This window comes from Streptomyces liangshanensis, assembly GCF_011694815.1.
Taxonomy (GTDB): Bacteria; Actinomycetota; Actinomycetes; order Streptomycetales; family Streptomycetaceae; genus Streptomyces; species Streptomyces liangshanensis.
The window spans coordinates 6,523,517-6,542,059 of record NZ_CP050177.1 but is presented as its reverse complement, the minus strand read 5'-3'; the positions used below and the strand labels follow the sequence as shown (position 1 = coordinate 6,542,059).

Sequence of the window (18,543 nt, the reverse complement as noted above, 5' to 3'; positions counted from 1 at the left end):
CACCGTACTCACCGTGCTCCCCCTTCGTCCGTGACTGTTTCCGAGCCTGTGAGTGTTTCCGAGTCCGTGCCTGCGTCTGCGCCCGCGTCCGTGCTCGGGTCCTGCGGGGCGTCGGGCACGACCATCGTGCCGATGCCCTCGTCCGTGAAGATCTCCAGCAGGATCGAGTGCTGGACGCGCCCGTCGAGGACCCGGGCGGTGGTGACGCCGTTGCGTACCGCGTGCAGGCAGCCCTCCATCTTGGGCACCATGCCGCTGGAAAGGTCGGGCAGCAGCTTCTCCAGCTCGCTCGCGGTGAGCCTGCTGATGACGTCGTCGCTGTTCGGCCAGTCCTCGTACAGGCCCTCGACGTCGGTGAGGACCATCAGCGTCTCGGCGCCGAGGGCGGCGGCGAGCGCGGCGGCGGCGGTGTCGGCGTTGACGTTGTAGACGTGGCCGTCGTCGGCGCTGCGGGCGATGGAGGAGATGACCGGGATCCGGCCGTCGCCGAGGAGCGCCTCGATGGCTCCGGTGTCGACGGCGGTGATCTCGCCGACGCGGCCGATGTCGATCAACTCGCCGTCGATCAGCGGGCGGTGCTGGACGGCGGTGATGGTGTGGGCGTCCTCGCCGGTCATGCCGACGGCGAGCGGTCCGTGCTGGTTGAGCAGTCCGACGAGCTCGCGCTGGACCTGTCCGGCGAGGACCATCCGTACGACGTCCATCGCCTCGGGTGTGGTGACCCGCAGGCCCGCTTTGAACTCGCTGACCAGGCCGTGCCGGTCGAGCTGGGCGCTGATCTGGGGGCCGCCGCCGTGCACGACGACCGGCTTGAGGCCCGCCTGCCGCAGGAAGACGACGTCCTGGGCGAAGGCGGCCTTGAGGTCCTCGTCGATCATGGCGTTGCCGCCGAACTTGATGACGACGGTCTTGCCGTGGTGCCGGGTCAGCCAGGGCAGTGCCTCGATGAGGATCTGCGCCTTGGGCAGGGCGGTGTGCTTGCGGGCCTTGGGGACGGCGGGCCGGTCGTCGGTCATGAGCTGTACGCGCTGTTCTCGTGGACGTAGTCGGCCGTGAGGTCGTTGGCCCAGATGACGGCCGAGTCCGTGCCGGCGGCGAGGTCGGCGGTGATGCGCACCTCGCGGAAGCGCATGTCGACCAGGTCGCGGTCGTCGCCGACGGAGCCGTTCTTGCAGACCCAGACGTCGTTGATGGCGACGTTCAGCCGGTCGGGCTCGAAGGCCGCGCCGGTCGTGCCGATGGCGGACAGCACGCGCCCCCAGTTGGGGTCCTCGCCGTGGATGGCGCACTTGAGGAGGTTGTTGCGGGCGATGGAGCGGCCCACCTCGACGGCGTCGTCCTCGGTCGCCGCGTGGACGACCTCGATCCTGATGTCCTTGGAGGCGCCCTCGGCGTCCCCGATGAGCTGCCGGGCGAGGTCGGCGCAGACGGTACGTACCACCTCGGCGAACTCGTCCTGGGCGGGCGTCACCCCGGACGCGCCGGAGGCCAGCAGCAGCACGGTGTCGTTGGTGGACATGCAGCCGTCGGAGTCGACCCGGTCGAAGGTGGTACGGGTCGCGGCGCGCAGCGCGGTGTCGAGGGCGGGGCTGTCGACGTCGGCGTCGGTGGTGAGGACGACGAGCATGGTGGCGAGGCCGGGGGCGAGCATGCCGGCGCCCTTGGCCATGCCGCCGACGGTCCAGCCGTCGCCGCCCGCGACGGCGGTCTTGTGCACGGTGTCGGTGGTCTTGATCGCGATGGCGGCCTTCTCGCCGCCGTGCGGGGAGAGTTCGGCGGCGGCCTTCTCGATGCCGGGCAGGAGCTTGTCCATCGGCAGGAGCAGCCCGATGAGCCCGGTGGAGGCGACGGCGATCTCGCCGGCGCTGTGCTCGGCGCCGCCCGCCGCGCCGCCCGCCGCGCTCAGCACCTCGGCGGCCTTCTCGGCGGTGGCGTGGGTGTCCTGGAAGCCCTGGGGACCCGTACAGGCGTTGGCGCCGCCGGAGTTGAGGACGACGGCGGAGATCTCGCCGCCCTTGACGACCTGTTCGGACCAGAGGACGGGCGCGGCCTTGACGCGGTTGGAGGTGAAGACACCGGCGGCGGCGCGGCGCGGGCCGGTGTTGACCACGAGGGCCAGGTCCGGGTTGCCGTTCTCCTTGATCCCGGCGGCGATGCCCGCTGCCGTGAATCCCTGCGCTGCGGTGACGCTCAAGGTGCCACTCCGATCGTGGAGAGTCCGGTGTCCTCGGGGAGGCCGAGGGCGATGTTCATGCTCTGGAGGGCACCGCCGGCCGTGCCCTTGGTGAGGTTGTCGACGGCGCTGATCGCGATGATGCGGTTCGCGTGTTCGTCGTACGTGACCTGGATCTGTACGGCGTTGGAACCGTAGACGGACGCGGTGGCCGGCCAGCGTCCCTCGGGGAGCAGGTGGACGAACGCTTCGTCGGCGAAGGCCTTCTCGTACGCGTCCCGTACGGCCTGGGCGGTGGTGCCGGGCCTCGCCTTGGCGGTGCAGGTGGCGAGGATGCCGCGGGGCATGGGGGCGAGGGTGGGGGTGAAGGAGACGGTGACGGGCTCGCCGGCGACGGCGCTGAGGTTCTGGACGATCTCCGGGGTGTGGCGGTGTCCGCCGCCGACGCCGTACGGGGACATGGAGCCCATGACCTCGGAGCCGAGCAGGTGCGGCTTGGCGGCCCGGCCCGCGCCGGAGGTGCCGGACGCGGCGACGACGACGGCCTCGGGCTCGGCGAGGCCCGCCTCGTACGCGGGGAAGAGCGCGAGCGAGACGGCGGTCGGGTAGCAGCCGGGCACCGCGACGCGCTTGGACCCCTCCAGCGCGGCGCGGGCGCCCGGCAGTTCGGGGAGCCCGTAGGGCCAGGTGCCGGCGTGCGCGGAGCCGTAGAACCTCTCCCAGTCGGCGGCGTCCTTGAGCCGGAAGTCGGCGCCCACGTCGATGACGAGCACCTCGTCGCCGAGCTGCTCGGCGACGGCGGCGGACTGCCCGTGGGGCAGCGCGAGAAACACGACGTCGTGCCCGGCGAGCACCTCGGCGGACGTCGCCTCCAGCACCCGGCCGGCCAGCGGCAGGAGGTGCGGTTGCAGGCTCCCGAGCGTCTGCCCGGCGTTGGAGTTCGCGGTCAGGGCGCCGATACGGACCCCGGGATGCCCGAGGAGCAGCCGAAGCAACTCCCCACCCGCATACCCACTCGCCCCGGCCACCGCTGCACGTACGGTCTGTGCCACCATCGAAACGCCCTCCTCGGCAATGGCATGACTATACGTTCCGCCGCAGCTTTATGCAATGAGAACCGGATCGCCAGGATGTCGATGTTCGTGGCCGGGCGTGCGGCGCCTCGTTCACCGGGCATGACGTACTGCCGTGCACTGACTGCCACCACTCTCGTCGCTACCGCCGTGGCCGGTAGCGTCCTCGCTGCTGATTCCGCCGTCGCCGGCGGCGTTGGTGACTTCCTCTCCCCTGCTTTCGGGACCGACTGCGCCAATCTGCACACCGGCGCTCAGGCATCGGGCAGCACGACCCGCGGTACCAGCGCTCTGGCCTGAGGCGCGGGATGTAGCCAGGCGTCTGCGCCGGATCGTGGGTGATGGGGCGGCGGGATGGCTCACGATCGGTTCAGGGGTGAGCGTTCCAGTTGGCGAGTACCGCCAGGCAAGGAGCTCAGTCACAACATCGGGCCCCGCCGGCCGGGGCGGAGCCCGGCAGCGGTCAGAATGGCGGGATGGATCATCACTTCGTCGGCATACCGGAGTTGGCGGGCGTTCCTCGGGTCGCGGTGGTCGTCGACGTCATGCGTGCGTTCACCGTGGCCGCCTGGGCCTTCTCGCTCGGGGTCGAGCGGATCGTCCTGGCCTCGACGGAGAGTGAGGCTCTCGCCCTGAAGGCCCGGCACCCGGGGTGGTTGGCGCTGAAGGACGGCGCGCCGGCGGCGGGGTTCGACGCGGTGAACTCCCCCGGGCTGCTCCGGTCACGCGACTTCGCCGGGCGCACGCTGGTGCAGAAGACGACGGCGGGGACGGTGGGCGCGCTGGCCGTCGCGGACGCGCCGCTCGTGCTGTGCGCGAGCTTCGTGGTGGCGGGGGCGACCGCGCGCTTCCTGCGGGCCGGGGGTTCCGGGCCGGTGACGTTCGTCGTCACCGGCGAGGACGGGCGGGCCGACGAGGACCTCGCCTGCGCCGAGTACATCGGCCGGTGCCTGACCGGGGACGAGGTCGAGGTGTCCCCGTACGTGCGCCGGGCGGAGGCCTCCCGGGCGGCGGCGGACCTCGCCGCCGGGCTGCGGAGCGGGTACCACCCGGACGACGTCGCGCTCTGCCTGGAGGTCGACCGCTTCCCGTTCGCGATGGTGGCGCGCCGGGAGGGTGACCTGATGGTGCTGCGCGCCGTTCCGGCGGCGGTTGCGGTGGCGGACCTCGCGGCCGGTCTCGGCTGAGAGCGGCCGCGTACACCTCGTACCCCCGGCCTCACACCCGCCGAAGGCGGCAGAACAAGCCGCGGCCGTGGCCGACAGAAGCGGGCACAGGATGTCGGGTGCGGGGGGAGGTGGGTCTCCTAGCGTGGTGGTCGTCAAGAGGAAGGGGGCCGGGCGTGCTGGAACGGCTGAACCGGGTCATGGAACAGATCGAGGGCGACCTCGCCGGGACCGTGGACGTGGCCGGATGGGCGCGCACCGCGGCCACCTCGGAGTACCACCTGCGCCGGATGTTCTCCGCGCTCGCCGGCATGCCGCTCTCGGAGTACGTGCGGCGGCGCCGGCTCACCGTCGCGGGCGCCGAGGTGCTCGGTGGACGTGACTCGCTGCTGGAGATCGCGGTGCGGTACGGGTACGGGTCGGGCGAGGCGTTCGCGCGGGCGTTCCGCGCGGTGCACGGCGTCGGCCCCGGCGAGGCGCGCCGTACCGGTGCCGCGCTCGTCTCCCAGCCCCGGTTGACCTTCCGCCTCACCGTCGAAGGAAGCAGCAGCATGCGCTATCGCGTCGTGGACAGGCCGGATTTCGCCGTTGTCGGCCTCAAGGCCCGGGTCCCCCTGGTGCACGTGGGGCCGAACCAGGCGATCATCGACTTCGTCCGGGGGATCGATCCGGGGGTGCGCGAACGCCTGGAGAAGCTGTCCGACCAGGAGCCGCGGGGCATCGTCGCGGTCTGCGACGACCTCGATCCCGGCCGCGCCGAGGGCACCGAACTCGACTACTACCTCGGGGTGATCACCTCCGCCGGGGCGACCGGGGCATCCGGGGTCGCCGAGGCGCCCGAGGGCGTCACCACTCTCGCCGTTCCGGCCGGCACCTGGGCCGTCTTCACCGCCTCGGGACCGGTGCCGGAGGCGATCCAGAACCTCTGGCGGGACGTGTACGCGGAGTGGTTCCCGGCGAACCCGTACCGCACCCGCCCCGGCCCGGAGATCCTGCGCACCCGCCCGTCCGCGGACGGGACGGAGGCGGAGGCGGAGTTGTGGCTGCCGGTGGAGCGGGAGAAGGACTGATCACCCTTCGCCGATCGACGGTCACCGGCAGTTGTCCACGGGCGGGGAAGGGAGTTGTCCACAGGCCGGGAAGCGGGGCCGGTGATCCTCGTAGACTCGGCGGATGAGCACTCCCGGCACCGGTTCCGACATCGGCCCCCTCCTCGACGGCGGCGGCCCCGAGATCAGCGACGCGGGGACGAGCGACGCCCTGCGCGTGCTGCACCGCGTCTTCGGTTACGACTCCTTCCGCGGGAGCCAGCAGGAGATCATCGACCACGTGGTCGGCGGCGGTGACGCGCTCGTGCTGATGCCGACCGGCGGGGGGAAGTCGCTCTGCTACCAGATCCCCGCGCTGGTCCGCAAAGGGGTCGGGGTCGTGGTGTCGCCGCTCATCGCGCTCATGCAGGACCAGGTCGACGCGCTGCGGGCGCTCGGGGTGCGGGCCGGGTTCCTGAACTCGACGCAGGACCTGGACGAACGGCGCATGGTGGAGGCGGAGTTCCTCGCCGGGGAGCTGGACCTGCTCTACCTGGCGCCGGAGCGGCTGCGCGTGGAGGCGACCGTACGGCTGCTGGAGCGCGGCACGATCTCGCTGTTCGCGATCGACGAGGCGCACTGCGTGGCGCAGTGGGGCCACGACTTCCGCCCCGACTACCTCGCCCTGTCGGCGCTGCACGAGCGCTGGCCGGACGTACCGCGCATCGCGCTCACCGCGACGGCGACCGAGGCCACCCACTCGGAGATCGCGTCCCGCCTCAAGCTCCAGGACGCGCGGCACTTCGTCGCGAGCTTCGACCGGCCCAACATCCAGTACCGCATCGCGCCGAAGAACGACCCGAAGAAGCAGCTGTTGCAGTTGCTGCGCGCCGAACACCCCGGGGACGCGGGGATCGTCTACTGCCTGTCGCGCGCGTCGGTGGAGAAGACCGCCGAGTTCCTGGTGAAGAACGACGTCAACGCGCTTCCGTACCACGCGGGTCTGGATTCCAGGACGCGCGCCGCGAACCAGTCGCGCTTCCTGCGGGAGGACGGGTTGGTCATGGTGGCGACGATCGCGTTCGGCATGGGCATCGACAAGCCCGACGTACGGTTCGTGGCCCACCTCGACCTGCCCAAGTCGGTCGAGGGGTACTACCAGGAGACGGGCCGCGCCGGGCGTGACGGGCTGCCGTCCACGGCGTGGCTGGCGTACGGGCTCCAGGACGTCGTCCAGCAGCGGAAGATGATCGAGACCTCGGAGGGCGACGACGCGCACCGGCGACGGCTGGGCGAGCACGTCGACGCGATGCTCGCGCTGTGCGAGACCGTCGAGTGCCGCCGGGTGCGCCTGCTGGCGTACTTCGGCCAGAAGAGCACCGCGTGCGGGAACTGCGACACGTGTCTGACCCCGGCGGAGTCCTGGGACGGGACGGTGCCGGTGCAGAAGTTCCTCTCGACGGTGGTACGGCTCAAGCGAGAGCGCAACCAGAAGTTCGGCGCCGGGCAGATCACCGACATCCTGCTGGGCAAGAAGACCGCGAAGGTCATCCAGTTCGACCACGACGCGCTCAGTGTCTTCGGCATCGGCACGGAGCTGCGCGAGGCGGAATGGCGGAGTGTGGCCCGGCAGATGCTGGCGCAGGGCCTCGTGGCCGTCGAGGGCGACTACGGGACGCTGACGCTCACGGACGACAGCGCGGAGGTGCTGGGCGGGCGCCGGCCCGTCGTGCTGCGGCGGGAGCCGGAGAGCGCGCTGCGCCCGGCGCGGGCGGAGAAGACGGCGCGCAACCGCGCGGCGCCGGTGGACCTGCCGGCCGAGGCCGTGCCGGTGTTCGAGTCGCTGCGCGCGTGGCGGGCCGCGTCGGCGAAGGAGCAGGGCGTGCCCGCGTACGTGATCTTCCATGACGCGACGCTGCGGGAGATCGCGGTGCTGTCGCCGTCGACGCTGGCGGAGTTGGGCACGGTGAACGGGGTCGGGGAGAACAAACTCGCGAAGTACGGGGAGCAGATCCTGGAAACGCTGGGCGGCGCGGCGTGAAGGTGTGAGGGCGGGGCGGGGGTGAGGGCGCGGCGGTGTGAGGGCGCGGCCGGGGGGTGAACCTCGGGGCGGGCTCGCGGTTCAGGGGGCGCCCGCGTCCAGGCGCAGGTTCCAGCGGCCGGGGGCGCCGGTGAGGGTGACGGTGGAGAGGGGGCGGACGTCCAGGTACCAGTACGTACGGGGCGGGGCGTTCAGCGCGTAGACCACCGCCGCCCGGACGACCGCCGGTTCCGCGACCGCCACGATCGCCATGATGTCCTGCGCGGGCCTGGTGTCCAGCCAGCCGCCCACGCGGGAGATGAAGGCCAGCAGGGGTTCGCCGCCGTGCGGGGCGGCCCGGGGGTCGGCCAGCCAGGCGTCCACGGCGGCGGGCTCGCGGGCCGCCACCTCGGCGAAGGTGAACCCCCGCCAGCGGCCCATGTCACAGTCCCGCAGGGCGGGCTGCGCCATCGGCGCGTACCCGAGTGCGTCGCCGGTGGCACGGCTGCGCGGGGTGGGCGAGCAGTAGCGGAGATCGGCGGCGGCCAGGGGCACCAGGCTGTGCGCCACGAGCTGGATCTCGTGCCAGCCGATCCGGTCCAGAGGGCGGTCCTCGTCGAAGCGCTCGTCGAACAGGTCCGAGCTGCGCGCGGCGGCGACCAAGGTGACCTGAACACTCATGGCCGTGATCGTGGATCCGAACGGCGACCTGGTCAAGAGTCAGCGGGCGGCCGGGGAGGGAACGACGCGGGATATGGGCGTGACATATGCGGACCGGCGTCCTCCGGCCGGCAGCCGCCCGCTCCCCCGCCGCCGGTCCGCTACCCTCCGCCCGGCGGAAGGAGTGCCTCGTCACAGGCGGTGCGGAGCCTGCGTACCCCCTCGTCGATCTCCGCGGGACCGGCCACCGCGGCGAAGCTCAGCCGCAGCCGCCCGGCCGGCGCCTCGGCGCTGAAGTAGGCGCGGCCCGGGGCGACGGCCACCCCCGCGCGCAGTGCGGCGGAGACGACGGCCGGTTCGTCGGCGCCGTCGGGGAGACGGATCCAGAGGTGGTGGCCGCCGGCGGGCAGGTGCGGGACGGCCAGTTCGGGCAGTTCCCGGCGCAGGGCGGCGGCCATGGTGTCCCTGCGGGTCCGCAACGCCCCGGCGAGGGCGCGCAGGTGCCGGCTCCAGGCGGCGGATCCGACGAGTTCCAGGGCGGCTTCCTGGAGGGGGCGCGGGACGAAGAAGGTGTCGACGACGTGGATGGCGCGCAGCCGTTCCAGGACGGGGCCGCGGGCGGCGAGCATGCCGACGCGCAGGCTCGCCGAGGCGGCCTTGGTGAGGGAGCTGACGTGGACGACCACGCCGTCGGGGTCGTCGGCGGCGAGGGGCGCGGGCAGCGGGCCCGCGTCCTCGTGGACCAGCCTGCGGGCGAAGTCGTCCTCCACGACGAAGGCGCCCGCCTCCCGGGCGATCCTGAGCACCTGGGGCCTGCGGTCCGGCGAGAGGACGGCGCCGGTGGGGTTCTGGAAGAGCGGCTGGCAGACGAACACCCGGGCGCCGGTGGCCCGGAAGGCGGCGGCGAGGAGGTCGGGCCGTACGCCGTCGGAGTCGACGGGGACGGGTACGGGGCGCAGTCCGGCGGCGCGGGCGATGGCCAGCATGCCGGGGTAGGTGGGCGATTCGACGAGTACCGGGGCGCCGGGCGGGGCGAGGGCCCGTACCGCGGTCGTCAGGGCGCTCTGGCCGCCCGCGGTGACCAGCACCTCGGCGGCCGTGCAGCGGTCCCCGACCGAGCGGGCGAACCACTCGCGCAGCTCCGGGAGGCCCTCGGCGGGCGGCCGCCCCCACGCACCGGGGCGCCGGCCGGCCCGTGCCAGGGCGGCGCCCATCGCCTGTTCGGGCTGGAGGGAGGGGTGCAGGTAGCCGCCGTTGAACTCGACGACTCCGGGGGGTGGCGCGGCGAGGGTGACGAGGACGGCGGAGGCGTCGACGGACCGGGGAACGAGTTCGGCCTGGGCGTCGGCGCTGAGCGTGACCTCCTGCCAGGAGGTGTCACCGGCCGGCGGGGCGGTGGGCCGGGCGGCGGCGCGGAAGGCACCGGCGCCGGGGCGGGTGACGACCAGGCCCTCGGCGGCGAGGCGGGCGAGGGCGCGGGAGACGGTGACCGGGGAGACGTGGTGGTGCTCGACGAGCGCGCGGCTCGACGGCAGCTTTCCGCCGGGAGGGTAGCGGTTCAGCTCCTCGCGCAGGATGTCGGCCAGTTCTCGTACACTGCTACGCTCGTGCATGACGGCACAGGATAGCGCTACTCCCGACACTCCGATAGCGGTGGACACCACCTCCGGCGGCCGTACCGCGCCCTTTCCCACCTCCGGGGGCCGTACCGCGCCCCCTCCCACCCCCGGCCGTACCGCGCCGCTTCCCGCTTCCGGCTCCTCCGCCCGCTCCGGCACCCTCCTCGCCGTGCTCGGCGTCCTCGCCTTCTCCCTCACCTTCCCCTCCACGGCGTGGGGCCTGGAGAGCTTCGGCCCCTGGTCCCTGGTCGCCGTCCGCAGCGCCCTCGCCGCGCTCCTCGCGGGCGGCTTCCTGCTCGCGCTGCGCGTCCCGGTGCCCGCGCGGAGGCACTGGGCCGGGCTCGCGGTGGTCGCGGGCGGGGTCGTGGTCGGCTTCCCGCTGCTGACGACCCTGGCACTGGAGACCTCCACCAGCGCGCACGCGGCCGTGGTGGTCGGGCTGTTGCCGCTGACGACGGCGGCCTTCGCGACCCTGCGGACCGGACGCCGCCCGTCGCGCGCGTTCTGGTGGGCGGCCGTCGCGGGCGCGGCGGTGGTCCTCGCCTTCGCGGTCCAGCAGAGCGGCGGCACCCTGTCCTCCGGCGACCTGTACCTCTTCGGCGCGCTGCTGGTGTGCGCGGCCGGTTACACCGAAGGCGGGCGGCTGGCGCGGGAGATGCCCGGCTGGCAGGTGATCGGCTGGGCGCTGATCGGGTGCCTACCGCTCTCGGTGGCGGGCGCGGCGACCGCGCTGTCCTTCGAGCCGGTACGGCTGTCGCCCCACGGCGTGGTCGGGGTCCTGTGGGTGGCGTCGGTGTCGACCTTCTTCGGCCTGTACGTCTGGTACCGGGGCATGGCGTCGATCGGCATCGCCCGCGCCAGCCAACTCCAACTCGCCCAACCGCTGCTGACCCTGGTCTGGGCCGTACTCCTCCTGGGCGAACACCTCCCAGCGGCGGCCGTGGCGGCCGCGATCGCGGTCCTCGTCTGCATCGCCGTCACCCAACGCACGGGCACACGCGACTGACGCCCCGTCCGCTGGCCCGACCCACCCCGACAACGGCTGCCCGAGCAGCCGATCTTCTACCCCGTCCTCAACGAGGACTACGCGGTCAGGATCGCGCGGGACTGGAACGTGAAGCACGACGGGGCCGGCTTCGTCACTCGTTTCGACGTCGAGTCGGAGTTCGTGAGCCGGTATCCCGTCCGGCAGGCGGGTGGGCGGACGATCCTCGAACTGTGGGTCCCGGCCGGGGGTGGTCCACACGTTCCGCTGAGGAAGCGGGTGAGGGGGGCTACGCCCCGGTCCTGGCGGCGGAGTTGGGCCGCTTGTCGGGCGCGCGCGGGGGCTGTGGTGTGAGTGGTTCCAGGAGCCGGCGCGGGGTGTTCATCGCGCGGGACACGGGATCGGGGACCGGGACCGCCGTATCGAATCCCGGGCCGGGTTCGATACGGATGTCCGGGACCGGGACGGTCAGTCCGCACCCCTCGCAGCGCCCCTCGCGGTCGAGGAGGCCGCCGTCCTGATCGTGGCGGAGCGCGCGGCGCGGCCCGCCGGGAGAGTAGTGCTCGTCGCCCCAGTCCATCAGGACCCGCACGGCCGGCCACAGACCGACGCCCTTGTCCGTGAGCCGGTACTCGACCCCGGCCGCCGCGTGATCCTCGCGGGTGAGGACACCCTCCCGTACCAGGAGCTTCAACCGGTTCGTGAGGACGGCGCGCGGGATCTTGAGCTGCGTGGCGAAATCGCCGAACCTGCGCACCCCGTGGAACGCGTCACGCACGATGAGCAGCGTCCACCGCTCCCCGACCACCTCCAGCGCCCGCGCGAGCGAGCAGTTGGCGTCGGCGTACGTACTGGGAAGCGTCATGCGACGAGCGTACCAATGGCGGTTCTCTGACAGAACCGCCCCGAACCGCACGCACCGCACCGCCCGCGGCGCCGAGGCCGCCGGCGACATCCCGCGCCCATGTGCGGGGCGGCGGATGTCGCCGGAGAATGGGAGTGCGGCGCCGGGCCGGGGCGCGGCCGGTGAGCCGTGCCGGAGGGAGGCGCGATGACTACCGCCGTGATCGGCGCGACCGGCAAGGTCGGCACCGAAGTGGTGCGCGGGCTGCTCGAACAGGGCGAGCCGGTGGCCGCGTTGGTCCGCGATCCGGGCAAGGCCCGCTCCGCGTTCGGTGAGCCCGACGGGCTGACCGTGCGCGCCACGCGTGTGCAGGACCCGGCGGAACTCGCCGGCGCCCTGGACGGGATCAGCCGCGTGTTCGTCGCGATGGGGTCGATCGGTTACGAGGCGGTCATCCAGCGCATCGTCGTCAACGTCAGCGCCGGGATTCCCTCGATCGAGCAGGTCACGCGCCTGTCGGTGCTCAACACCTCGGCCGATTCGCGGGGCATCAACCAACGCGGCCACTACAGCGTCGACGCGTTCGCCGCCTCGACCGGAGTCAGGTACTCGACCGTCCGCCCCGCGGTGTTCTCCGCGTCGATGCTGGCCGGAGCCCCCGAGATCCGGGCGTCCCGTACGTGGAGCGGGCTCGCCGACCACGGCCGGGTGGCGCTGATCGATCACCGCGACGTGGCCGAGGCGGCGGTACGTGTCCTCACCGACCGGTCGCTGTGGGACGCGCACCACGCCCTGACCGGACCGGAACCCCTGTCCTGGCCCGAGGCGCTCGCGCTGCTGTCGGCCGAACTGGGCGAACCGGTCGGCTTCCGGCTCGTGACCGAGCAGGCCCTGCTGGAACAACTCATCGCCGCCGGGGTGTCCGTGGGACAGGCCGAGATGCTGATCGCCCGCGAATGGGCGATCCTCGCGGGCGAGAACGACTACACGGTGGACACGTTCCAGCAGATCACCGGCCACGCCCCGCGCCCGGTGACGGCGTTCCTGCACGACTACCGCGAGCGGTTCGCCTGACGCTGCCGCGCGGGCCGGAAGAAGAGGTGGCGTACCGTCCCGCGCACGCACGCGGGGCAGGCGTACTGCGTGAATCCGGGGCCGCTGGACCGTTCGATGTATCCGATCTCGGTCGGGGCCCCGGTGACGACGCCGCACACCGTACAGGAGACGCGGGATTCCGCCGCGAAGGAGGATTCCGCCGTGGAAGACATGAGGGTCATGGCGCTCGCAGGACTCGTGGGCGAGGGGAGGCCCCGCCGGCGGCGTGGCCCTGTTTCGGTCGCGGGACTCAGGGAGTGTCGGGACTCAGGCGGCGGCGGGACTCGGAGGAGCACCGGGGCTCAGAGGAGCACCGGGGCCCAGCGGGCCGCCGGGCTGGAAGTACGGGCCGCTGGTGGCGAAGTCGGACCGGTACGCGGCGGCGAACCGCTCGACCGACAGCGGCGCGCGGCCGGTGAGGCGTTCGACGTGGTCGTTGGTGCCCGCGAACACCCCGTTCCGGTAGTCGACCGCGACGTGGCGCAGGTGCTGGACGAGGTGCGGGTCCGCTCCACGAGCCGTCAGGGCGGCCGCGAACTCGTCCACACCGATCGGCTCGTACCGCACCGGCATGCCCAGCACGCCGGACAGCGACCGGGCGATGTCGTGGTGGTTCAGTTCGACCGGCCCGTGCAGGGTGTACACGGCGCGGTCGTGCGGCTCGGGGTCGAGCAGCAGCGCCGCGATGACCCGGGACTGGTCGGCCGCGGCGATCGGGGCGTGGCGGCCGTCGCCGAACGGGAGCCGCAGGAGGCCCTCGCCGTCCTGGTTCCCCCACCAGGTCGTGAGCCACTCGGCGAAGAACGTCGGCCGGATGTGGACGGTCAGCAGGTCGGTCCGGTCCCACAGGCGTTCGCACAGCCAATGCAGCCGGGCCGCGTCGCTGCCCGCGTCGCGGCGGGCCGAGATCTGGGACATGTTGACCACGGACCGGACGCCCGCCTCGGTCGCCGCCTGGGCGAAGTAGGTGGTCGCCTCCAGCAGGCCCGGCAGGATCGGGTGGCAGAAGTACGCGCCGCTGACGCCCCGGAGAGCCGCGGTGACGCCGTCCAGGTCGTGCAGGTCCGCCACGGCGATCTCGGCCCCGGCGTCGGCCAGCGCACGGGACCGCCCGTCCTCACGGTGCACCAGGGCGCGGACGCGGTGACCCTGCGCCAGCAGTTCGCGGACCGTGCCCGACCCGGTCTTGCCCGTCGCGCCGGTGACGAGGAACAGCCTGGTGCCGTGGGGCATGCGACCACCTTTCGTGAGACCGCGCAGGTGCGCCGGGACGCGCCACCAAGGCAGTTCAGTCAGTGAACTCCCGCAATCTACCACGGAGTTCGGAGAGGGGTACGACTCCGACGCGCGCACGCGCCCGACCCCCGCCCCCGGCCCGATGGCGTGCGCCCGGGATCAGAATTAGGCTGATCGAGGGAAAAACGAATCGACCGGGCCGGTTGCCCATGGGGCCCGCGACAGGGCGATGTTCCCGGCGCCGACGGAGTTCCCGGGCGCCGGTACACGCGCGCCGAAGTCCGCTCGCCGCCCCGGGCCCGCTTCCGGCGTCCGGAGACGCCCGTTCCCGCACCGACCGCGGTGACCCGCGCTCCTGATCCGGCCGACGCCGACCAGGAAGGACACCGTCATGACCACCGGTCTCACCCAGGCGGACGCGACCGAGCTCGCCGAGATGATCCGCCTCGGAAAGGTCTCCTCCGTCGAGGTGGTGCAAGCGCATCTCGACCGCATCGAGGCCTTGAATCCGAGGCTCAACGCCATCGTCACCCTTGCCGACGGCTCGCTGGAGGCCGCGCGGGCGGCGGACGAGGAACTCGCGGCGGGCGGGGAGGTGGGCCCGCTCCACGGCGTGCCGTTCACGGTGAAGGACTCGTACGACACCGCCGGAGTGCTCACGCAACGCGGTTCGCCGATCTTCGCGGGCCGGATCCCGGACACCGACGCCACCGCCGTGGCGCGCATGAAGCAGGCCGGGGGAATCGTCCTGGCCAAGACGAACCTCCCGGAGTTCTCGTACTGGATCGAGTCCGACAACCTCCTGACGGGCAGGACGAACAACCCCTGGGACCTCGACCGCTCCCCCGGCGGATCCAGCGGCGGGGAGTCCGCGTCGATCGCGGTCGGGATGTCGCCCCTCGGCCTCGCGACCGACCTGTCCATCTCGATCCGCGGGCCGGCCGCCGACACCGGTGTGGTGTCCTTCAAGCCGTCGCACGGGCGCGTGCCGATGACGGGCATCTGGCCGCGGGCGCCGCGCCGCGACTGGCACGCCGGCCCCATGGCCCGCACCATCCGCGACCTCGCCCTCGCCTACTCGCTGCTGGCGGGCCCCGACGGCGCCGACGGGTCCTCCACCCTCCCGCCCGAGTTCGACACCGGCGTGGGCACCGACCCCGGCCGGCCCCTGCGCGTGGGCTGGCTGGTCGACTCGGGGCTCGGCCCGACGGACCCCGAGGTCGCGGCGACGGTAGAGGCGGCGGCCGACGCGCTGCGGACGACGGGCGCGCAGGTCGACGCGGTGAGCATCCCGGCCCTTGAGCGGGACAACCCGCTCGACCTCTGGAACAAACTGAGCGTCATGGAGGTGAAACCCGCCTTCCAGGAGGTCACGGCGGGCCACGAGGACCAGATGTTCTCGTACTCCAAGGTCGTGGAAAGCCTGCCCGACACGCCCATGGAGGACTACATCCGGGCCGAGCAGGGCGTGGGGCGGCTCCGGGACGGCTTCGCCGCGTTCTTCCACTCGTACGACCTCCTGCTGCTCCCGGTGACGACGATCCCCGCCCATGAGCACCAGCTCGGGGACTTCACCCTCAACGGGCAGACGGTGGGCGCCTTCCACGTGTCGTCGACGACCGTCCCGTTCAACCTGACGGGGCTGCCGGCGCTGTCGATGCGGTTCGGCACGAGCGGCGACGGCATGCCGATCGCCGTGCAGCTGGCCGCCTCCTGGTACGCGGAGTCGACGATCCTGCACAGCGCCGCCCTCCTGGAGTCGCTCAGCCCGGTCCGGGGCCAATACCCCGACCTCTGACCCCCGTTCCGCACGACGGGCCCTCACCGCTCCGCATGGCGCGAGTGGTGGGGGCCCGCCGCGCGTGGTGGGCGGATCCGTCTGTGGTGGGCGGATCCGTTCACGGTGGGCGCAGACCCTTGTAGACGACCGGTCTAATCTGCTGTTACGGTGGAATAGTAGACCGGTCCAACGAGGATCGGCCCAGCGAAAAGGGATCCCTCATGGCCCACGAACTCACCCGCTCCGACGCCACCGCGCTCGCCGAGCTGATCCGTACCGGACAGGTCTCCTCCGTCGACGTGGTGCAGGCCCACCTCGACCGCGTCAAGGCGACCGATCCGCAGGTCAACGCCATCGTGTCGCTCGCGGACGACGCCCTGGACGCGGCGCGGGCGGCCGACGAGGAACTGGCGGCGGGCGCGGAGGTGGGGCCGCTCCACGGCGTGCCGTTCACGGTCAAGGACTCGTTCGACACCGCGGGAGTGCTCACCCAGCGTGGTTCACCGGTCTTCGCGGGCCGGATCCCGGACACTGACGCCACCGCCGTGGCACGGATGAAGCGCGCCGGCGGAATCCTCCTGGCGAAGACCAACCTCCCGGAGTTCTCCTACGCGGTCGACTCCGACAACCTCCTGACCGGCGAGACCAACAACCCCTGGGACCTCGGCCGCACGGCCGGCGGATCGAGCGGCGGCGAGTCCGCGGCCATCGCCACCGGGATGTCGCCCCTCGGCCTCGGGAGCGACCTGGCGATCTCGGTGCGCGGCCCGGCCGCGAACACCGGCATCGCGGCCCTCAAGCCGACCCACGGGCGCATCCCCATGACGGGGATCTGGCCGCGCGAGCCGCGCCGCGACTGGCACGCCGGCCCCATGGCCCGTACCGTCCGCGACCTCGCCCTCGCCTACTCGTTCCTGACCGGCCCCGACGGCGCCGACGGCTTCTCGACCGTCCCGCCCGGGTTCGACACCGGCCTGGGCGCCTCGCCGGACCGGGCCCCGCGGGTCGGCTGGCTGGTCGACTCCGGGCTCGGCCCGGTCGACGCGGATGTCGCGGCGACCGTGGAGGCGGCGGCCGACGCGCTGCGGGGCGCGGGGGTGCACGTCGACGCCGTGAGCATCCCGGCTCTCGTACGGGACACACCTCTCGAACTGTTCAACCTCCAGCACGTCATGGAGGTGAAGCCCGCCTACGCGGAGGCCGTCGCGGGGCACGAGGACCAGATGTACAAGGCCACGACGTTCATGCGCGACGTACCCGACACGTCCGTACAGGACTACGTCCGGGCCGAGCAGGGCGTCGAGCGGCTCCGGGACGGTTTCGCGGCGTACTTCCAGCGGTACGACGCGCTGCTGCTCCCCGTGACCACGGTCCCCGCGCACCGGCACGGGACCACCGAACTCTCCCTGGACGGCCGGGCGTTCAGCATCTTCCACGTGATGTCGACGACGGTCCCGTTCAACCTGACGGGACTGCCGGCCCTGTCGATGCGGTTCGGCACCAGCGCCGAGGGCCTGCCGATCGGCGTGCAGCTCGCCGCCTCCTGGTACGCGGAGTCGACGATCCTGCGCCTCGCCGCGCTCCTGGAGACACTCAGCCCGGTACGCGACCAGCACCCCGCCCTCTGAGGGGGCGTCCGGCCGGCCGAGCGGCCTTTCCCGCTGTCAGCCGTTCTTGAGCGGTTGGAGCAGGCGGTGGCGGCGGGTGAGCGCCTTGCTGATCGCGTTCTCGGAATTCGACCTGAAGTCGATCCGGCGCGGAGTCGCCCGGACCTCCTCGGCGTCGACCTGGTGTCCGCAGCTCTCGCAGACACCGACCCCGTCGAGCCGGCCGTCGTCCTCGGTGTGCTCGAAGACCTCCGGCGCGCCCCCGGAAGCGTAGTGCTTGTCACCCCAGTGGGTGAGTCCGAGCACGACCGGCCACAACTCTTTCCCCTTGGCGGTCAGTTCGTACTCGGCATATCCGCCCGCCGGTTTCTTGACAAGAACTCCGTGCTCGACAAGTCCCGCCAGCCGATCGCTGAGAACGGCGCGGGACATGGAGAGGTGCTGGGCGAAGTCGCTGAATCGGCGCACTCCGTGGAAAGCGTCCCGAATGATCAGGAGGGTCCAGCGCTCACCGAGGACCTCGAGCGATCGAGACAGTGAACAGCCCAGGCCGGAGTAGTCCTTGGGGAGTGCCATGCCCCGAAGCTACCGGATCCGGTTCGTTGACGAAACAAGGATGCCGTCCCTAGTCTGGTTTCGTGAGAGAACCGGACGGCCCGACGACAAAGCAGGGGGGCTCCCATGCGGGAGGTGCAGGTCGTCCGCTGGCCGACGGAGCGAACGCGGCTCGACGCGCTCCGGCGTGACGGAGTGCCCTGCCTCATAGTCGTCGCCTCGGGCACGGCGGTTCCGACGCTGCAAAGGACGTGCGAGGACTGGGTGCGGGCCGGGGCGGATGCCTCCGAGATCAGAGCGCGCCTTTCGTCCCTCCGCGCCAGGGCGATCCGCGATCACCGCCCGTCGGTGGACGAGGAGGGAATCCTCCGCTTCCGTGGTTCTCTCGCGCCTCTCACGTCCACGGAAGTGGTGGTCGTCACCGCGCTGTTGGAATACGTCTCCACCGTGGTGGAGCGGGAGGCAATAGCCGCCCGGCTTGCCGCGGCCAATCGTTCGTCCAGCAGAAACGCGTTGGATCTCCACATCATGCGCCTCCGGAAGAAATTGCGACCCCTGGGGCTTTCGATAGAAACCGTTCACGGGCGCGGATACGTACTCGGCGCGATCAAGGGCCGCGGTGGGGTGCCGTCCGCGCCCGGGCAGGGCGTCCCGCGGCCCTCGGCGCCGCGGGACGGCACGGCCGCCTCCTGAACCGTCCGC

The 18,543-nt window shown here is 72.4% G+C and carries 17 protein-coding genes and 1 pseudogene; 9 read left to right on the top strand and 9 right to left on the bottom strand.

The window, feature by feature from the left end:
• Positions 1 to 8: 8 nt before the first annotated feature.
• From argB to argC, 3 genes are read right to left on the bottom strand one after another with little or no spacing between them, the layout of a single operon-like run.
• Entirely contained in the window at positions 9 to 1,016 is a 1,008-nt protein-coding gene (gene argB / locus HA039_RS28350) for an acetylglutamate kinase (RefSeq protein ID WP_243869785.1), read from the bottom strand.
• Complete coding sequence (argJ, locus tag HA039_RS28345; RefSeq protein ID WP_167034178.1) at positions 1,013 to 2,194, bottom strand: bifunctional glutamate N-acetyltransferase/amino-acid acetyltransferase ArgJ; 1,182 nt, start codon at positions 2,192 to 2,194, stop codon at positions 1,013 to 1,015. Before argJ ends, argB begins: the two co-directional genes overlap by 4 nt.
• Positions 2,191 to 3,228, bottom strand: coding sequence for an N-acetyl-gamma-glutamyl-phosphate reductase (argC, locus tag HA039_RS28340; protein ID WP_167034177.1), 1,038 nt, complete (start codon positions 3,226 to 3,228; stop codon positions 2,191 to 2,193). The genes argJ and argC overlap by 4 nt, the downstream gene beginning before the upstream one ends.
• Positions 3,229 to 3,722: 494 nt before the next feature.
• Here argC and HA039_RS28335 point away from each other — a divergent pair, with 494 nt between their 5' ends.
• From HA039_RS28335 to recQ, 3 genes are all read left to right on the top strand, one after another.
• The gene (locus tag HA039_RS28335; protein WP_167034176.1) at positions 3,723 to 4,433 is read left to right on the top strand and encodes a 2-phosphosulfolactate phosphatase; all 711 of its coding nucleotides are present in this window, start codon (positions 3,723 to 3,725) and stop codon (positions 4,431 to 4,433) included.
• Positions 4,434 to 4,588: 155 nt separating this feature from the next.
• Positions 4,589 to 5,482: an AraC family transcriptional regulator gene (locus HA039_RS28330; protein WP_167034175.1), complete on the top strand. Its 894-nt coding sequence runs from the start codon at positions 4,589 to 4,591 to the stop codon at positions 5,480 to 5,482.
• Positions 5,483 to 5,585: 103 nt separating this feature from the next.
• Positions 5,586 to 7,481 (top strand): DNA helicase RecQ, encoded by a 1,896-nt coding sequence (gene recQ, locus HA039_RS28325; protein WP_167034174.1) that lies wholly within the window; start codon positions 5,586 to 5,588, stop codon positions 7,479 to 7,481.
• An 81-nt stretch (positions 7,482 to 7,562) separates the two neighbouring features.
• On the opposite strand, the gene HA039_RS28320 is transcribed toward recQ, so the two are convergent.
• A complete protein-coding gene (locus HA039_RS28320; RefSeq protein WP_167034173.1) occupies positions 7,563 to 8,141 on the bottom strand; it encodes a histidine phosphatase family protein in 579 nt (192 codons plus the stop codon).
• A gap of 140 nt (positions 8,142 to 8,281) precedes the next feature.
• Entirely contained in the window at positions 8,282 to 9,733 is a 1,452-nt protein-coding gene (locus HA039_RS28315; RefSeq protein ID WP_167034172.1) for an aminotransferase-like domain-containing protein, read from the bottom strand.
• On the opposite strand from HA039_RS28315, the gene HA039_RS28310 reads away from it, so the two are divergent.
• Both HA039_RS28310 and HA039_RS34240 read left to right on the top strand, forming a co-directional pair.
• Positions 9,732 to 10,745: a DMT family transporter gene (locus HA039_RS28310; protein WP_167034171.1), complete on the top strand. Its 1,014-nt coding sequence runs from the start codon at positions 9,732 to 9,734 to the stop codon at positions 10,743 to 10,745. The genes HA039_RS28315 and HA039_RS28310 overlap by 2 nt on opposite strands.
• 30 nt (positions 10,746 to 10,775) lie before the next feature.
• Positions 10,776 to 10,970 (top strand): annotated as a pseudogene (locus HA039_RS34240) (hypothetical protein); the annotation flags it as partial.
• Positions 10,971 to 11,013: 43 nt separating this feature from the next.
• On the opposite strand, the gene HA039_RS28300 reads toward HA039_RS34240, so the two are convergent.
• The gene (locus tag HA039_RS28300) at positions 11,014 to 11,589 is read right to left on the bottom strand and encodes a winged helix-turn-helix transcriptional regulator (RefSeq protein WP_167034170.1); all 576 of its coding nucleotides are present in this window, start codon (positions 11,587 to 11,589) and stop codon (positions 11,014 to 11,016) included.
• A gap of 186 nt (positions 11,590 to 11,775) precedes the next feature.
• Here HA039_RS28300 and HA039_RS28295 point away from each other — a divergent pair, with 186 nt between their 5' ends.
• On the top strand, positions 11,776 to 12,642 hold the full coding sequence (locus HA039_RS28295; protein WP_167034169.1) for an NmrA family NAD(P)-binding protein: 867 nt from the start codon (positions 11,776 to 11,778) through the stop codon (positions 12,640 to 12,642).
• On the opposite strand, the gene HA039_RS28290 is transcribed toward HA039_RS28295, so the two are convergent.
• Positions 12,621 to 12,836 carry a hypothetical protein gene (locus tag HA039_RS28290; protein ID WP_167034168.1) on the bottom strand — a complete coding sequence of 72 codons (216 nt, stop codon included), beginning with the start codon at positions 12,834 to 12,836 and terminating at the stop codon, positions 12,621 to 12,623. The two genes, HA039_RS28295 and HA039_RS28290, sit on opposite strands and share 22 nt — an antisense overlap.
• Positions 12,837 to 12,930: 94 nt before the next feature.
• A complete protein-coding gene (locus HA039_RS28285; RefSeq protein ID WP_167034167.1) occupies positions 12,931 to 13,896 on the bottom strand; it encodes an NmrA family NAD(P)-binding protein in 966 nt (321 codons plus the stop codon).
• 394 nt (positions 13,897 to 14,290) lie between these two features.
• Between HA039_RS28285 and HA039_RS28280 the strand changes: the two genes are divergently transcribed.
• Both HA039_RS28280 and HA039_RS28275 read left to right on the top strand, forming a co-directional pair.
• Positions 14,291 to 15,697, top strand: a complete 1,407-nt coding sequence (locus HA039_RS28280; protein ID WP_167034166.1) for an amidase — start codon at positions 14,291 to 14,293, stop codon at positions 15,695 to 15,697.
• 203 nt (positions 15,698 to 15,900) lie between these two features.
• Positions 15,901 to 17,307, top strand: a complete 1,407-nt coding sequence (locus HA039_RS28275) for an amidase (protein ID WP_167034165.1) — start codon at positions 15,901 to 15,903, stop codon at positions 17,305 to 17,307.
• A 36-nt stretch (positions 17,308 to 17,343) separates the two neighbouring features.
• Here the strand turns inward: HA039_RS28275 and HA039_RS28270 are convergent, their stop codons facing one another.
• Positions 17,344 to 17,862, bottom strand: a complete 519-nt coding sequence (locus HA039_RS28270; RefSeq protein ID WP_167034164.1) for a winged helix-turn-helix transcriptional regulator — start codon at positions 17,860 to 17,862, stop codon at positions 17,344 to 17,346.
• Positions 17,863 to 17,967: 105 nt separating this feature from the next.
• On the opposite strand from HA039_RS28270, the gene HA039_RS28265 reads away from it, so the two are divergent.
• Complete coding sequence (locus HA039_RS28265) at positions 17,968 to 18,534, top strand: winged helix-turn-helix domain-containing protein (RefSeq protein WP_167034163.1); 567 nt, start codon at positions 17,968 to 17,970, stop codon at positions 18,532 to 18,534.
• The last annotated feature ends 9 nt before the right edge of the window (positions 18,535 to 18,543 follow it).

Bases quoted from the DNA above. Each gene is read 5' to 3' on its own strand.
- argB (WP_243869785.1), bottom strand. From the start codon at position 1,016: ATGACCGACGACCGGCCCGCCGTCCCCAAGGCCCGCAAGCACACCGCC.
- HA039_RS28335 (WP_167034176.1), top strand. From the start codon at position 3,723: ATGGATCATCACTTCGTCGGCATACCGGAGTTGGCGGGCGTTCCTCGG.
- HA039_RS28300 (WP_167034170.1), bottom strand. From the start codon at position 11,589: ATGACGCTTCCCAGTACGTACGCCGACGCCAACTGCTCGCTCGCGCGG.
- recQ (WP_167034174.1), top strand. From the start codon at position 5,586: ATGAGCACTCCCGGCACCGGTTCCGACATCGGCCCCCTCCTCGACGGC.
- HA039_RS28280 (WP_167034166.1), top strand. From the start codon at position 14,291: ATGACCACCGGTCTCACCCAGGCGGACGCGACCGAGCTCGCCGAGATG.
- HA039_RS28295 (WP_167034169.1), top strand. From the start codon at position 11,776: ATGACTACCGCCGTGATCGGCGCGACCGGCAAGGTCGGCACCGAAGTG.
- HA039_RS28265 (WP_167034163.1), top strand. From the start codon at position 17,968: ATGCGGGAGGTGCAGGTCGTCCGCTGGCCGACGGAGCGAACGCGGCTC.
- HA039_RS28270 (WP_167034164.1), bottom strand. From the start codon at position 17,862: ATGGCACTCCCCAAGGACTACTCCGGCCTGGGCTGTTCACTGTCTCGA.
- HA039_RS28285 (WP_167034167.1), bottom strand. From the start codon at position 13,896: ATGCCCCACGGCACCAGGCTGTTCCTCGTCACCGGCGCGACGGGCAAG.
- HA039_RS28310 (WP_167034171.1), top strand. From the start codon at position 9,732: ATGACGGCACAGGATAGCGCTACTCCCGACACTCCGATAGCGGTGGAC.
- HA039_RS28320 (WP_167034173.1), bottom strand. From the start codon at position 8,141: ATGAGTGTTCAGGTCACCTTGGTCGCCGCCGCGCGCAGCTCGGACCTG.
- HA039_RS28290 (WP_167034168.1), bottom strand. From the start codon at position 12,836: ATGTCTTCCACGGCGGAATCCTCCTTCGCGGCGGAATCCCGCGTCTCC.
- HA039_RS28275 (WP_167034165.1), top strand. From the start codon at position 15,901: ATGGCCCACGAACTCACCCGCTCCGACGCCACCGCGCTCGCCGAGCTG.
- HA039_RS28315 (WP_167034172.1), bottom strand. From the start codon at position 9,733: ATGCACGAGCGTAGCAGTGTACGAGAACTGGCCGACATCCTGCGCGAG.
- argC (WP_167034177.1), bottom strand. From the start codon at position 3,228: ATGGTGGCACAGACCGTACGTGCAGCGGTGGCCGGGGCGAGTGGGTAT.